This window comes from Vibrio aestuarianus (genome assembly GCF_012395185.1).
Lineage (GTDB): Bacteria > Pseudomonadota > Gammaproteobacteria > Enterobacterales > Vibrionaceae > Vibrio > Vibrio aestuarianus.
This window is the reverse complement of sequence record NZ_JAAZTU010000030.1, coordinates 29034-44122: the sequence shown is the minus strand read 5'-3', so window position 1 is coordinate 44122 and position 15089 is coordinate 29034. Positions and strand designations below refer to the sequence as shown.

11 protein-coding genes are annotated in these 15089 nt (G+C 46.7%); 9 read left to right on the top strand and 2 right to left on the bottom strand.

Annotated features, from left to right (window positions below):
• Window positions 1-19: 19 nt before the first annotated feature.
• Together HGG78_RS14175 and HGG78_RS14170 are read right to left on the bottom strand one after the other, a co-directional pair.
• Window positions 20-3454 (bottom strand): hybrid sensor histidine kinase/response regulator, encoded by a 3435-nt coding sequence (locus tag HGG78_RS14175; protein WP_172533282.1) that lies wholly within the window; start codon window positions 3452-3454, stop codon window positions 20-22.
• Between the two features lie 159 nt (window positions 3455-3613).
• Entirely contained in the window at window positions 3614-4801 is a 1188-nt protein-coding gene (locus HGG78_RS14170; RefSeq protein WP_172533281.1) for a 3-phenylpropionate MFS transporter, read from the bottom strand.
• Between the two features lie 211 nt (window positions 4802-5012).
• On the opposite strand from HGG78_RS14170, the gene HGG78_RS14165 reads away from it, so the two are divergent.
• From HGG78_RS14165 to fis, 9 genes are all read left to right on the top strand, one after another.
• Entirely contained in the window at window positions 5013-6839 is a 1827-nt protein-coding gene (locus HGG78_RS14165; RefSeq protein WP_172533280.1) for a DUF294 nucleotidyltransferase-like domain-containing protein, read from the top strand.
• Window positions 6840-6852: 13 nt separating this feature from the next.
• The gene (locus tag HGG78_RS14160) at window positions 6853-7485 is read left to right on the top strand and encodes a 3'-5' exonuclease (protein ID WP_172533279.1); all 633 of its coding nucleotides are present in this window, start codon (window positions 6853-6855) and stop codon (window positions 7483-7485) included.
• A gap of 212 nt (window positions 7486-7697) precedes the next feature.
• Window positions 7698-9647, top strand: a complete 1950-nt coding sequence (acs, locus tag HGG78_RS14155) for an acetate--CoA ligase (RefSeq protein WP_172533278.1) — start codon at window positions 7698-7700, stop codon at window positions 9645-9647.
• 433 nt (window positions 9648-10080) lie between these two features.
• Entirely contained in the window at window positions 10081-10530 is a 450-nt protein-coding gene (aroQ, locus tag HGG78_RS14150; RefSeq protein WP_172533277.1) for a type II 3-dehydroquinate dehydratase, read from the top strand.
• Window positions 10531-10588: 58 nt separating this feature from the next.
• Complete coding sequence (accB, locus tag HGG78_RS14145) at window positions 10589-11044, top strand: acetyl-CoA carboxylase biotin carboxyl carrier protein (RefSeq protein WP_172533276.1); 456 nt, start codon at window positions 10589-10591, stop codon at window positions 11042-11044.
• 15 nt (window positions 11045-11059) lie between these two features.
• A complete protein-coding gene (accC, locus tag HGG78_RS14140) occupies window positions 11060-12406 on the top strand; it encodes an acetyl-CoA carboxylase biotin carboxylase subunit (protein ID WP_172533275.1) in 1347 nt (448 codons plus the stop codon).
• Between the two features lie 112 nt (window positions 12407-12518).
• On the top strand, window positions 12519-13406 hold the full coding sequence (prmA, locus tag HGG78_RS14135; RefSeq protein WP_053309647.1) for a 50S ribosomal protein L11 methyltransferase: 888 nt from the start codon (window positions 12519-12521) through the stop codon (window positions 13404-13406).
• A 139-nt stretch (window positions 13407-13545) separates the two neighbouring features.
• Complete coding sequence (gene dusB / locus HGG78_RS14130; protein WP_172533274.1) at window positions 13546-14514, top strand: tRNA dihydrouridine synthase DusB; 969 nt, start codon at window positions 13546-13548, stop codon at window positions 14512-14514.
• Window positions 14515-14537: 23 nt separating this feature from the next.
• Window positions 14538-14834, top strand: coding sequence for a DNA-binding transcriptional regulator Fis (fis, locus tag HGG78_RS14125; RefSeq protein ID WP_010320338.1), 297 nt, complete (start codon window positions 14538-14540; stop codon window positions 14832-14834).
• The last annotated feature ends 255 nt before the right edge of the window (window positions 14835-15089 follow it).

Sequence of the window (15089 nt, the reverse complement as noted above, 5' to 3'; positions counted from 1 at the left end):
ATCGCTCCGATTGGCATCATTAGCTCACGCGATTCAATACCGCTCGCAATTTCAGTGGTTTAACAGGTTTAGGGATAAAACTGAATCCGTTTGATTTAATGCCTTCCAGCATATCATCGGTGCGATCCGCGCTGATGATAACGCCTTCAAAACAGTCGCCTAGGCGCAAACGACACTGCTGCAACACTTCTAAGCCAGTGCGCCCATTATCTAAACGGTAATCCGATAAAATCACGTCTGGAACCCAGTTATCTTCCAATGCTTTTAAGCTTTGCATCAAATCAACGGCGACCTTCACATCACATCCCCACCTTGCTAGTAAATCTTCCATTCCCACTAAAATATCGGGTTCGTTATCCACGCACAACACGCGCAAATGATTGAGATCTGATTGAGCTTGTTGTGCGGTCGGCACTTCTGGTTGTTGCTCTGCGGGCTCAGATTTATCCAGAGTGATCGAAAATACGCTCCCTTTGCCAGCCCAAGAGCGCATTGAAATTTGATGACCAAGCACATGAGCAATCCCTTTCGAGATCGCTAACCCCAAACCAAGACCTTGATCAGAGCGTACCTGGCTACCACGGTTGAACTCTTCAAAAATTTCCTGCTGTTTATCTTCTTCTATACCGATCCCGTTGTCCCACACATCAATCCGTACTCGGCCTTCAACTCGTCGCACTCCAAGCAGCACTTTGCCGCGTGGGTTATAACGAAAAGCATTGGTAAGAAAGTTTTGTATGACTCGGCGTAGTAATTTCGGATCAGACATCACGTAAAGTGACGATGGGATCAAGGTAAAATCAATCCCCTGCTGTTTGGCTAACGCACTGAACTCAGCATTAAGATTGGCAAGCACGTCATTAATCGCAAAACTATAGCGATGAGTATCAAGCTTACCGGACTCCAAACGAGAGATATCCAGCAAGTCACCAATCAAATCTTCCGCCGCTTCGAGCGAGCTTTCGATGTAACCGGCTAACTTTTTCTCTTCAGCCTCTTTCGCCACTTCCGACAATGAGGAAGCAAACAAACGCGCCGCATTAAGAGGCTGCATTAAATCATGGCTAACAGCCGCTAAAAAACGCGATTTGGATTGCGACTCTTGTTCAGATTTTTGGGTTGCGGTAACCAAGCGTTTATTGAGCGCTTCAAGCTCTTGAGTTCGCTCATGCACGCGCTCTTCTAGCGTCTCATTGGCTTCTTTAAGTGCTTGTTCTGCATCGCGGAATACAGTGATGTCGGTAAAGCTCATCACAAAACCACCACCGGGCATTGGGTTACCTTGCACTTCGATCACTCGTCCATCAGGGCGGATACGTGATGAGGTATGACGCGACCCCTGCTCAAGGTAATAAACACGACGCCGCACATGTTCTTCAGGATCCCCCGGACCACACAAACCTTGTTGTGCATTGTGCCGAATAACATCCGCTATTGGTCGCCCGACTTGGATAAGCCCAGCCGGAAATTCAAACAGCTCTAAATAACGTTGATTCCATGCCACCAGCCGTAGCTGTTTATCAACCACCGCAATTCCTTGACCAATATGTTCTATCGCCCCTTGAAGCAAGCCGCGACTAAAGTCGTACAGCTCGGACGCTTCATCGACGATGGTGGCGACTTCTTCCAGCTGCATATTGCGACCTTGTAGGGCGGAAGTGAGCACTAACTTGGCTGACGATGCACCAAAAACACCAGCCAGCACCCTTTCGGTATGACGAATTAAAGTCGATGGTGCTTGTTGATTTGGCAGCATGGTTTCACGTTGCAAACTCCAATATTGCCGAAAAGCAGTGCGTACGCGCGTTCGTCCGACAAAACGTGAGGCCAGCATTTCAAGCTCAGCCACCGTAACGCGGCTTTGGTACAAGCTGATATTTTCACTCTCTGGTAGTGGCGTACCGACAAATGCCGCCGATTGTAAGCGCTCACTTAGGCTTGGGCGAGTGAGTGATGACACCACGACATAGCACAGAGTATTTAGCGCCACACTGAGCACCATCCCCCAATCTGAATTCGCAAGCCCCCACGAACTCAACGCTTCAGGAGGGGTGATCAGCCACAATAACAAGTTACTCTGCGCGTCTCCGGCCAGCATGTCGGTTTGAGTCATTAAGGTGATGAGCCACAGGGTAAACCCTACCGCAAGGCCAACATAAACCCCTTTACGATTACCTTCTCGCCAATACATACCACCAACCAATGCTGGGGCAAATTGTGCAATCGCGGCAAATGATAGAAAGCCAATCGCCGACAATGAGCGAATAGAGTCCAACGCTTGATAAAAGCCCCATGCACCAAATAGCAGCAGCAAGATTAACGCTCGGCGAATAATCAGCAACAAACCAGAGAAATGACGATAATTACGCTGAGTTAAGCGCATACGCCGAAGAAGTAACGGCATCACCAAGTCGTTAGAAACCATAATGGCTAAGGCAATCGTCGATACAATGACCATACCACTCGCCGCTGAAGTACCTCCGACAAAGGCCAACAACGCAATATTTTCAGCGCCAACAGACATCGGTACGCTGATCACATAAGTATCTGCCGGACTGCCACTGAGTAGACTCTGACCGACCCAAGCGATGGGCAGGACAAATAGCCCCATCAAAATCAAATACAAGGGGAACAACCAACGCGCGGTATGTAGATCTTGTGCTCGCTCATTTTCCACCACCATAGTATGAAACTGACGCGGTAGACAGATGATAGCCATCATGGTGAGCAGGGTGTGGATCAGCAGTGTTGGCCAATTCGGTGCTTGGTAGGTTTGCTCTGCAATCGTCTGTAAATCAACACTATCCCGTTGCCAAGCTAAATAGACGATGAATACTCCAACCGCTAGAAAGGCGAATAATTTAACGATCGACTCAAAGGCGATGGCCATCATCATACCGCGGTGGTGCTCCGTATTATCGATATGACGCGTGCCAAACAGCATGGTAAATACCGCTAATGCAGCGACCACAAACCATGATACGTGGTAATCCTGATAACCAAATTGTTCAGCCAAATTGGGCGCAACGATATTGAGCCCCATGGTGATCCCACGCAGCTGCAACGCGATATAGGGCAAAATGCCGACCACGGCAATAAGGGTAATGGCAACCGCTAATCCTTGCGATTTGCCATAACGAGCACCGATAAAATCAGCAATAGAGGTAATGTGTTCACGCTTGGCGATAAGAATCAAACGGGCAAGCATGCGCCAGCCCAATGTAAAAACTAAAATAGGCGCAATATAGATAGGTAGGAATGACCAAGGGTTATTGCTTGCTTGACCGACCGTGCCGTAGAAAGTCCAAGAAGTACAGTACACCGCAATCGATAGGCTATAGATCCACGGTCGCCATTTCGCCAACCACTTGGTTTGCCGATCACCGTACCAAGCGACGAGAAACAGTACACCTAGGTAAGCGAGTGAAACAGGAACAACGATCCATCCTTGCATTCGATATCCTTATCTATCCCCTTCCTACTTGAAGCTGCAGCGATGTTGACTACATTCGCTCCCCCCAATCACACAGTTTATCTATGCTCATGGGGATGAACTCACTTGCCGCCTACCTGCAACTTCAAGTGGTTTGGGTATAATCTCTGTCTGTTGAGGTTAATTCTGTGCTTCAGGCTCCGCTTTCACACCCTGACTTTTCACTATCGATTGAGCCGGCTCCACTTTGATGAACAATGCCAACGCACCCATCAACGCCATTGCCCAAAATACGTTCGCGCCCCAGTTCTCATAACCCCACCCACTCAAGGTGGTCATCAAGGCGATAAATGCACCCAGTGGAATTGCGTTATACAACGCCTGCAAAGCCACCATTTTATTTTGTGGCGCATGTTGAATGTATTGAATAGCGGCAATATGTGCCATTGCAAAAGTGACGCCATGCAATAACTGGATGGCCGCTAATGCAACGATAGCCGTTGTCGAAGCCATCAAGCCCCACCGCGCAATAACACCGATAGCTGCCGCCACAAATAAGGCGCGTAGTGACCAACCAGAAAATAAACGCTTGCTCAAAGCAAACACAGCCACTTCGGCAACCACACCTAGGCTCCATAAATAACCAATTAGCTCTTCAGAGTGACCAGCACTTTTCCAATAAATAGAACTAAAACTGTAGTAGGCAGCGTGGCTTCCTTGAATAAGCGCTACTAACAGCAAAAATTTAATCACTGGCCATTCGCGCAGTAATTGGCTCAATTTAGGGCGCTCGGCATGCTCCTCACTGACGGTAACAGGCATTGGATTCGGGTTGCGCAGACTCAGCAGCAGCGACACAAATATCCCCGCCAACGCGGTGTACAGAATCATATCCGTACCGTAACTTGCCACAAGCAGACCAACTACCGTTGAACCTCCAATAAACGCGACCGATCCCCACAAGCGAGTACGGCCATAATCCAACATTTGTAGACGAGCATAGTAGTTCGCCATTGCATCTGACAACGGTATTGCAGGGCCACAACAGAGGTTAAATAACACGGTGGCTAACGCCATCAACCAGAAACTACCGCCGGTAAAGAAGTGGAAACCTATAAATAACAGCGCCGCTAAACTTAACCAACGCAATGTTGGCAACAAGTGCTCTACCTTATGAATACGCGGCGTGATGACAAGGTTCGCCACACAACGAGTCGCAAAACCTATACCGATGAGTAGGCCAATATCCGTTGCTGATACGCCTTGGTTTTCAAACCACAGCGCCCAAAAAGGGAGGTAAACGCCATAGGCAAAAAAGAAACCAATAAAATATTGAGATATCCAGCCATGCGGCGAGGGATTTAACATGATTCATCCTGAAAGAGAGAAAAGAAAACTGACGTATTATGCAGTGTGTTGATAGTTGTAAAAAGGGAATATTACACAACACTATGTTTCCCTATTCGCCATTAGCACCTTAATGCATGCAAAACCACCATACCTTAGACCAAAGTCGTCTGGAGCTCGTGAGGATTTCAGCCACACTTAGATAGAGATTTTTTGTGAGTGAACATCCGCTATGCCTGATAAATTTAACATGCAGTCGCCCCCATTTGACCGCCTGACACAGAAACAGCAAAACCACCTTCGTGCTTCACTCGACGTGGCGTATTTTCGCACCAAAGAGGTACTGCTGCATTGCGAAAAGCCAAGCCAACATTTACATATTTTGATCAAGGGCGCGGTTGAAGAACGTTCAAAAGATGGCAAAGAGATCTTCGCTCATTACGCCAACGACGACATGTTCGATGTGCGTGCCCTATTCGATGAGCAGGCCAAACACCAGTATGTGGCACTAGAAGACACGTTAAGCTACCTATTACCTAAAGCTATTTTTCTCGAACTGTATAATGAAAATGGTCAGTTTGCGGCCTATTTTGATAACAACCTCGCTAAACGGCAAGAACTGATCGAAGTCGCTCAACAGCAGAAAAACCTCGCCGAATTTATTCTGACTAAGGTCGATGACTCCATTTACCACCCACCGATGATTTTAAGCCCAGAGCAACCAATTAATGAAGTAACTCAGCAGCTTAAAGATAACGGCGTTGATTCAGCCTTAGTACGTCTAGAAGACAGTGATGTGCGCCTAATCGATGCTCCTCATGTACACCCTTACGCGATTGTAACTCGCACCAACATGCTGCATGCGGTAATGCTCGACAACCACCCACTCGATACTCCGGTGGGTAAAATAGCCACCTTCCCAGTACTGCATGTCGACGATGGTGATTTTCTGTTTAACGCGATGGTTGCCATGACGCGTAACCGTATTAAACGCGTGATGGTCTGTGATGGCAATCAGGCTGTCGGCATGTTGGATATGACCCAAATACTCAGCGCGTTTTCTACTCATTCACACGTTTTGAGCCTGAGTATTGCACGCGCTACCACTGTCGAAGAGTTAGCACTCGCTTCAAACAAACAGCGGCAATTGGTCGAAAGTTTAATCAACAATGGTATTCGTACTCGCTTTATCATGGAGCTCATTTCCGCAGTCAACGAGCAGATCATCGAAAAAGCGTTCCATTTAGTGGTGCCGCCCGCACTGCATGACCACTGCTGCTTGATTGTACTTGGCTCTGAAGGTCGAGGGGAACAAATCCTCAAAACAGATCAAGACAATGCCTTAATTATCAAAGATGGTTTGCAGTGGCACCAATGCGAAATGGTGATGAATACGCTCACTCACACCTTGCAACAACTGGGTTACCCATTGTGCCCCGGCAATGTCATGGTTAACAATCCGAAATGGGTTAAAAGCCAAAGCGAATGGAAAAATACCCTCACACAATGGGTCAAAGCTGCCAAACCCGAGCAAGTAATGGATATCGCGATCATGGCCGATGCCCACGCCGTCGCGGGTAATACCACCCTACTTGCGCCCATCAAACAGCATTTAAGTCATTTAATGGCAGGTCAAGAGTTGATCCTCACTGAGTTCACGCGCCCTGCACTCAGCTTTTCTGTGCCACTTACTTTGTTTGGTAACGTAAAACACTCCAAAACCGGTTTAGACATCAAGCAAGGTGGCATTTTCCCGATTGTGCACGGGGTGCGAGCGCTCAGCCTTGAACATGAAATTGCTGAAAACAACACCTTTGAACGTATTGAAGCGCTAGTCAAACACAAAGTGTTGGAAAAACAGACCGCCGACAACCTCACCGAAGCCCTCAAACAGTTTTTTAAACTGCGTTTAGCCCAACAACTGAGCAATCAACACAGCACCAATAAACTTGATATCAAACAGCTTGAACGAACCGAGCGAGACTTATTACGCCACAGTTTACATGTGGTGAAAAAATTCAAGCAATGGCTTGGTTATCACTATCAAATTCGCGACTAGTGAGGATGAACGATTGAATTGGTTTACACGCCAGTACTGGTTTCACAAGTTGAAAGGTTCCCCCTATCAGCCACTATTTAGCACACCAATGCAGGGGGAGTATGTATCGCTCGACTGTGAAACCACCAGCCTTGACCCTAACCGTGCGGAACTTGTGACGATTGCCGCGACGAAAATCATCGACAATCGCATTCTCACCAGTCAACCATTTGAGGTCCGATTACGAGCGCCGCAATCACTTGATTCTGGCTCAGTCAAAATTCATAAAATTCGCCATCAAGACTTAGTCGATGGTATTGGTGAGCAAGAGGCTATCACACGCCTGCTGACTTTTATCGGCAACCGCCCATTAGTGGGTTATCACATTCGCTACGACAAAAAAATTCTCGACCTAGCATGTCGCAGGCACCTAGGCTTTCCACTACCTAATACCTTGATAGAAGTGAGCCAGATCTATCACGACAAGCTGGAAAAAATGCTGCCTAATGCTTATATCGACTTGAGCCTTGACGCCATTTGTCGTCACCTTGATCTGCCAATGCAGGATAAGCATGACGCTCTGCAAGATGCCATTGCTGCGGCATTGGTGTTTGTACGCTTAACCAAAGGTGAACTGCCACCATTCGTTGCTCCAAACCGCCATTAGTTTTAAACACTTTCACGCTATAGCAAGCCAGTTCCGCTCGCAAATTTAAACATAAGTTTCTATTTTTTATACAAAAGCCGCTCACTCATCCTAAAGTCTAATTGTAGAAAAACGCTGACTGGCTGACAGTTAGAGGCATACAGATTTTCCAAACCGCTCTGTTTAGATCAAGCAATATGGAAAATTGAGTGAATTCACAAGGAGAAGAAGCAATGAGTGAAGCCCACGTTTATCCGGTAAAAGAGAATATCAAAGCACAGACCCACGCGGATAATGACACTTACCTAGCGATGTACCAACAATCAGTGACTGACCCAGAAGGTTTCTGGAGTGAACACGGCAAGATTGTGGATTGGATTAAGCCATTCACCAAAGTGAAGCACACCTCTTTCGATACCGGTCATGTGGACATTCGTTGGTTCGAAGATGGCACATTAAATGTGTCTGCTAACTGTATTGATCGCCACCTAGCCTCGCGCGGTGATGAAGTCGCGATTATCTGGGAAGGTGATGACCCTGCCGACGATAAAACCCTGACTTTCAACCAGCTACACCAGCAAGTTTGTCGCTTCTCTAACGCCCTCAAAGAACAGGGCGTACGCAAAGGCGATGTAGTTTGCCTTTATATGCCAATGGTTCCAGAAGCAGCAGTTGCCATGCTGGCTTGTACTCGCATTGGCGCTGTTCACACTGTGGTATTCGGTGGTTTCTCTCCTGAAGCGTTGTCAGGACGCATTATCGATTCAGATTCCAAAGTGGTGATCACCGCTGATGAAGGCGTTCGCGGTGGCCGCGCGGTTCCATTGAAGAAAAATGTCGATGAAGCGCTGACCAACCCGGAAGTGAAAACTATTAGTAAAGTTATCGTTCTTAAACGTACTGGTGGCGATATTGATTGGCATGATCACCGTGATGTATGGTGGCATGAAGCGACAGCGAAAGTTTCTGACCACTGCCCACCAGAAGAGATGAAAGCAGAAGATCCGCTATTTATTCTTTATACTTCTGGCTCAACCGGTAAACCAAAAGGCGTATTGCATACCACAGGTGGCTATCTTGTTTACGCTGCCATGACCTTCAAATATGTATTTGACTACCAACAAGGTGAAACCTTCTGGTGTACCGCTGATGTAGGTTGGATCACCGGCCACACTTATCTGGTTTATGGGCCGCTGGCTAATGGCGCTAAAACAATTCTGTTTGAAGGGGTTCCAAACTATCCAGACACCAACCGCATGAGCCAGGTCGTCGACAAACATCAAGTCAACATTTTGTATACCGCACCAACAGCAATTCGCGCCTTAATGGCCAAAGGTAACGAAGCGGTTAAAGATACCTCACGCACCAGCTTACGTATTATGGGGTCAGTGGGTGAGCCAATTAACCCAGAAGCGTGGGAGTGGTATTACAAAACCATCGGTAACGAGAATTCTCCTATTGTCGATACATGGTGGCAAACCGAAACCGGTGGCATTTTGATCTCACCACTACCGGGCGCAACTGCGCTAAAACCAGGCTCGGCAACTCGTCCTTTCTTTGGTGTCCAACCCGCGTTGGTCGATAACATGGGCAATATTATTGAAGGCGCTGCCGAAGGTAACTTAGTAATTTTGGACTCATGGCCGGGGCAAATGCGCACCGTATACGGTGATCACGAACGCTTTGAGCAAACTTACTTCTCAACCTTCAGAGGCATGTACTTCACCAGTGATGGCGCTCGTCGTGATGAAGATGGCTACTACTGGATCACCGGTCGTGTCGATGACGTATTGAACGTGTCTGGACACCGAATGGGTACTGCGGAGATTGAATCGGCACTGGTCGCGTTTGATAAAATTGCTGAAGCGGCGATTGTCGGGGTCCCACATGATATTAAAGGCCAAGCGATTTATGCTTATATCACTTTAAATGATGGAGTATACCCAAGCGCAGAGCTGCACAAAGAAGTGAAAGATTGGGTGCGCAAAGAAATTGGCCCGATCGCCACTCCAGATGTACTGCACTGGACCGACTCTTTACCAAAAACCCGTTCAGGTAAAATCATGCGCCGTATTTTGCGCAAAATTGCGACCGGAGATACTAGCAACCTCGGTGATACATCGACCCTAGCTGACCCAAGTGTCGTGGATAAGTTGATTGCTGAAAAAGCCGAAATCGCTTAACTGGAGCCAACAATCCACCGCTCCCCAAACGACTTGGAGTCGCAGGTAGTCGGCAAGTGAGTAAATCCTCATGAGCATAGATAAACGATGTGATTGAGGTGAACAAACGCAGCCAACACCACCGCTACTTCTAGTAGCAAGAGTATAAAATAGGTTACGCTATCAAGCCGTCACAACCGTGGCGGCTTTTTCTATTCATCAAACTATTCCCACAATGATTAAATGGTTAATTCTTATTCTGTTAACTCGGTTACAAAATTAAATGAGCAAACTATCTGATAAGACCAGTAAATTGCTGCCATTTGCGCTGAATTAGCTATAATCTGGGGCAATTTCTTAAATACAGGGAATTTTTTGCGAAAAATTCACTCTGACATTAAGATTATATGGGAATATTGATATTCGTTTCACGATATAGGGAGATGTCTACACAATGACTGCAAAATCTCGCATTCTAGTCTTAAATGGTCCAAACCTTAACCTGTTAGGGCTACGTGAGCCTGCGCACTATGGGTCGAACACCTTAACGCAAATTGTCGAGACATTACGCGAGCAAGCGCAAAAAGCAGACATTGAATTGGAACATCTTCAATCGAACCGTGAATATGAATTGATTGAAGCGATCCACAATGCTTATGGCAAGGTCGACTTCATCATTATTAATCCTGCAGCGTTTACGCATACCAGTGTCGCACTGCGAGATGCGCTATTGGGAGTCGCTATCCCATTTATTGAAGTGCACTTATCTAACGTTCACGCACGTGAAGCGTTTCGCCATCACTCATACTTGTCCGATAAAGCACAAGGGGTGATTTGTGGTTTAGGTGCTCAAGGTTATGAATTCGCTTTGTCGGCAGCAATTAACGCATTGCAGGCAAAGTAAACAAACACTCTGCAGCCCACTAGGGCTGTCTTATTCACAAGATAAAGAGAAAGAAAAGATGGATATTCGTAAAATCAAGAAGCTTATCGAACTGGTAGAAGAATCTGGCATTTCTGAATTAGAAATCTCTGAAGGTGAAGAATCAGTACGCATCAGCCGCAACGCAGCTCCTGCTCAAATGGCTCCAGTGCATTACGCCGCTGCACCTGCACCAGTTGCAGCACCAACAGCAGCCCCTGCAGCGCCAACGGCTGAAGCGGCCGCGCCTGCTGTAGTAACTGGTCACCAAGTGCTTTCTCCAATGGTAGGTACTTTCTACCGTTCTCCAAGTCCAGACTCAAAAGCATTCGTTGAAGTTGGTCAATCTGTTTCTGTAGGCGACACTTTATGTATCGTTGAAGCGATGAAAATGATGAACCAAATCGAAGCGGACAAGTCAGGCGTGGTGACTGCCATTCTACTTGAAGATGGCCAGAACGTTGAATTCGACCAACCACTTGTTGTTATCGAGTAATCGAGGTTTCCTCTTATGTTAGACAAATTAGTCATCGCGAACCGAGGTGAAATTGCACTTCGTATTCTTCGCGCATGTAAAGAACTCGGTATCAAAACCGTTGCCGTTCACTCAACGGCTGACCGAGATCTAAAACACGTACTGCTTGCAGATGAAACCGTGTGTATTGGTCCTGCTCGTGGTATCGATAGCTACCTAAATATTCCTCGCATTATTTCTGCCGCAGAAGTCACTGGCGCGGTAGCGATTCACCCAGGGTACGGCTTCTTATCTGAAAACGCAGACTTTGCTGAACAAGTAGAGCGCTCTGGTTTCATTTTTGTAGGTCCAAAAGCCGATACAATCCGCATGATGGGCGACAAAGTATCCGCTATCAATGCGATGAAAAAAGCAGGCGTACCATGCGTTCCGGGTTCTGATGGCCCACTTGACGGTGACGATGCAAAAAATAAAGCACACGCGAAACGTATCGGCTACCCAGTGATCATCAAAGCCTCTGGTGGCGGTGGCGGTCGTGGTATGCGTGTGGTTCGCTCTGAAGGTGAATTGATTCAAGCTATTGCGATGACTCGCGCTGAAGCAAAATCAGCTTTTAACAACGATGTAGTTTACATGGAAAAATTCCTTGAGAACCCACGTCACGTTGAAGTACAAATCATTGCTGATGGCCAAGGCGGTGCAATCCACCTAGGTGAACGTGACTGCTCAATGCAGCGTCGTCACCAAAAAGTGGTGGAAGAAGCTCCAGCGCCTGGTATCACTGAAGAGATGCGTAAGTACATCGGCGAACGCTGTACTCGTGCTTGTATCGAAATCGGCTACCGCGGTGCCGGTACTTTCGAATTCTTGTACGAAAACGGTGAGTTCTACTTCATCGAAATGAATACTCGTATTCAGGTAGAACACCCAGTAACAGAAATGGTAACAGGCGTTGACCTTATCAAAGAGCAGCTACGCGTTGCCGCAGGCCAACCACTGTCATTTACTCAAGATGATATTAAGATTCGTGGCCATGCTATCGAGTGTCGTATCAATGCTGAAGATCCAGTGCGCTTCCTACCTTCACCGGGTAAAATTGAACACTTCCACGCGCCAGGCGGCATGGGTGTTCGTTGGGAATCACACATTTATGCGGGCTACACCGTACCACCGCATTACGATTCAATGATTGGTAAGCTGATCACTTACGGTGAAAACCGTGACGTAGCGATTGCGCGCATGAAGAATGCGCTCAATGAAATGATTGTTGATGGCATCAAAACCAACATCACGCTTCAACAGTCGATCATGCAAGACGAAAACTTCCAACACGGTGGTGCCAACATCCACTACCTAGAGAAGAAGCTTGGTCTGCAACACTAATCTCGCATAGCGAAATTCCAAATGCTCACTTCGGTGAGCATTTTTGTTTTCGGCAGCTGAGTAACTTTCTGCTAAACTCTGCGCCACTTGACGATATGAAAGAGCAACTGACATGCCTTGGATTCAAATTAAACTGAACGCAACTAACGCCAATGCGGAACAAATTGGCGATATGCTGATGGAAGAAACTGGAGCATTATCAGTTACTTTCCTTGACGCACAAGACACCCCAGTATTCGAACCACTACCGGGTGAAACGCGCCTGTGGGGTGATACTGATATTTTGGCACTGTATGATGCCGAAGCCGATACCGCTTGGGTGCTTGAACAAATTCAAGCAAGCCAACTACTCAGCCAAGACTTTGCCTACAAAGTTGAACAGCTCGAAGACAAAGACTGGGAACGCGAATGGATGGATAACTTCCACCCAATGAAATTTGGTCAACGCTTATGGATCTGCCCAAGCTGGCGCGACATTCCAGAACCAGATGCAGTAAACGTAATGCTTGACCCTGGCCTGGCCTTTGGCACCGGTACTCACCCAACAACAGCGCTCTGCTTAGAGTGGCTAGAAAGCTTAGACCTATCAGGCAAAACCGTGATCGATTTTGGTTGTGGCTCTGGTATTTTGGCCATTGCTGCCATCAAATTAGGCGCAGCAAAAGTTATCGGGATTGATATCGACCCACAAGCACTGTTGGCGTCCAAAGACAACGCACAACGTAATGGTGTGGCTGACCAACTCGAAGTTTACTTACCGCAAGATCAACCTGAAGGACTGATTGCTGATGTAGTTGTCGCTAACATTCTGGCAGGTCCATTGCGTGAACTTAACGCCATCATCAAGAGCCTAGTGAAGCCAAATGGTGTGCTAGCGATGTCTGGCGTGTTAGATACTCAAGCTGAAGATGTTGCCAACCATTACCGTGATGAACTTCACATCGATCCTATCATTGAGCAAAGTGAATGGTGTCGAATCTCTGGTCGCAAGCAAGGCTAGATAAGACTTTGCGCGCTAATTGACTGTATTTTATACAAATTACTAAAACAAATAGTAAATGCTCAAATATTAGTCTTTTCACGCAGTGAAAAAATGCGTAAAATGCGCGCCCTTGCTGGTACAGAACTGTGATGACGTTTTGAAAATCGGAAACTATCAACTTAAGAACAAACTTATCGTTGCTCCCATGGCGGGAGTGACCGACAGACCGTTTCGAGAGTTGTGCCTTCGCTATGGAGCGGGAATGGCCGTCAGTGAAATGATGTCCTCAAATCCGGCTCTATGGAAAACGTCAAAGTCGAAACAACGCATGGTACATGAAGGCGAATCGGGCATTCGCTCTGTACAAATTGCCGGAGCCGACCCACAGTTGATGGCAGATGCCGCCCAGTTCAGTGTTGAAAACGGTGCTCAGATCATCGATATCAACATGGGTTGTCCAGCAAAAAAAGTGAATAAGAAGCTAGCAGGTTCTGCATTGCTGCAATTTCCGGACACGATAGAACAGATCCTGAAAGCAGTAGTGAATGCAGTCGATGTCCCAGTGACATTGAAGACCCGCACCGGCTGGGATACAGACAATAAAAACTGTGTCCAGATCGCTAAATTAGCCGAAGACTGCGGCATACAAGCCTTGGCCCTGCATGGGAGAACCAAAGCGTGTATGTACAAAGGCGAGGCCGAATACGACAGCATTAAAGCGGTGAAACAAGCCATCTCCATTCCGGTTATCGCTAACGGTGATATCGATAGCCCAGAGAAGGCGAAGTACGTACTGGATTACACTGGTGCCGACGCTTTAATGATTGGACGCCCTGCCCAAGGTCGTCCGTGGATTTTTCAAGAAATCCAACACTATTTGGAAAACGGCACCACAATGCCTGAACTTCCGGCTGCGGAAGTGAAAGACATTATGCTTGGTCATGTTCACGCTCTACATAGTTTCTATGGCGAGTATTTAGGCCCCCGCATTGCACGTAAGCACGTGGGTTGGTACCTAAAAGAGCATCAACAAGCGAGTGAGTTTCGCCGTACCTTCAACGCTATTGACGCAGCGCCGCTGCAAATAGAAGCGTTAGAAGGTTATTTTGATAACGTTGCATCATAATTAAGAGAAGAGCTAGACCGCATATGTTCGAACAAAATCTGACTTCAGAAGCTTTCACAGTAACAACCGTAACTTCACAAGATCAAATCACGCAAAAACCATTACGTGATTCAGTTAAAGCATCTCTTAAAAACTATCTTGCTCAGTTAAACGGCCAAGAAGTAACAGAACTATACGAATTAGTTCTCGCTGAAGTTGAACAGCCACTATTAGACACCATCATGCAATACACTCGCGGTAACCAAACTCGCGCAGCAACCATGATGGGTATCAACCGCGGTACTCTTCGTAAGAAGCTAAAAAAATACGGCATGAACTAATAATAGTTAGTTAATCCATTGAATTTTAAGCCACACTTGCTTTGTTGAGTGTGGCTTTTTATTTATATGTACCCCAAAATGTGGACTCTAGAATAAACTGACATCTTACTTCTCCTTTAGTCGCATTTACGCAAAAAATGCACTCTGGTATGTTCAATTTTTTAGAAATCCAGCCATTTATGTGCAAACTTCAACCATAATAAGATCTCTAATAAAAAAATGATTCTTTCGAGAAGTATCACTAGCCGTATTCAA

Bases quoted from the DNA above. Each gene is read 5' to 3' on its own strand.
- HGG78_RS14175 (WP_172533282.1), bottom strand. From the start codon at position 3,454: ATGCAAGGATGGATCGTTGTTCCTGTTTCACTCGCTTACCTAGGTGTA.
- HGG78_RS14170 (WP_172533281.1), bottom strand. From the start codon at position 4,801: ATGTTAAATCCCTCGCCGCATGGCTGGATATCTCAATATTTTATTGGT.
- HGG78_RS14165 (WP_172533280.1), top strand. From the start codon at position 5,013: ATGCCTGATAAATTTAACATGCAGTCGCCCCCATTTGACCGCCTGACA.
- acs (WP_172533278.1), top strand. From the start codon at position 7,698: ATGAGTGAAGCCCACGTTTATCCGGTAAAAGAGAATATCAAAGCACAG.
- aroQ (WP_172533277.1), top strand. From the start codon at position 10,081: ATGACTGCAAAATCTCGCATTCTAGTCTTAAATGGTCCAAACCTTAAC.
- accB (WP_172533276.1), top strand. From the start codon at position 10,589: ATGGATATTCGTAAAATCAAGAAGCTTATCGAACTGGTAGAAGAATCT.
- accC (WP_172533275.1), top strand. From the start codon at position 11,060: ATGTTAGACAAATTAGTCATCGCGAACCGAGGTGAAATTGCACTTCGT.
- prmA (WP_053309647.1), top strand. From the start codon at position 12,519: ATGCCTTGGATTCAAATTAAACTGAACGCAACTAACGCCAATGCGGAA.
- fis (WP_010320338.1), top strand. From the start codon at position 14,538: ATGTTCGAACAAAATCTGACTTCAGAAGCTTTCACAGTAACAACCGTA.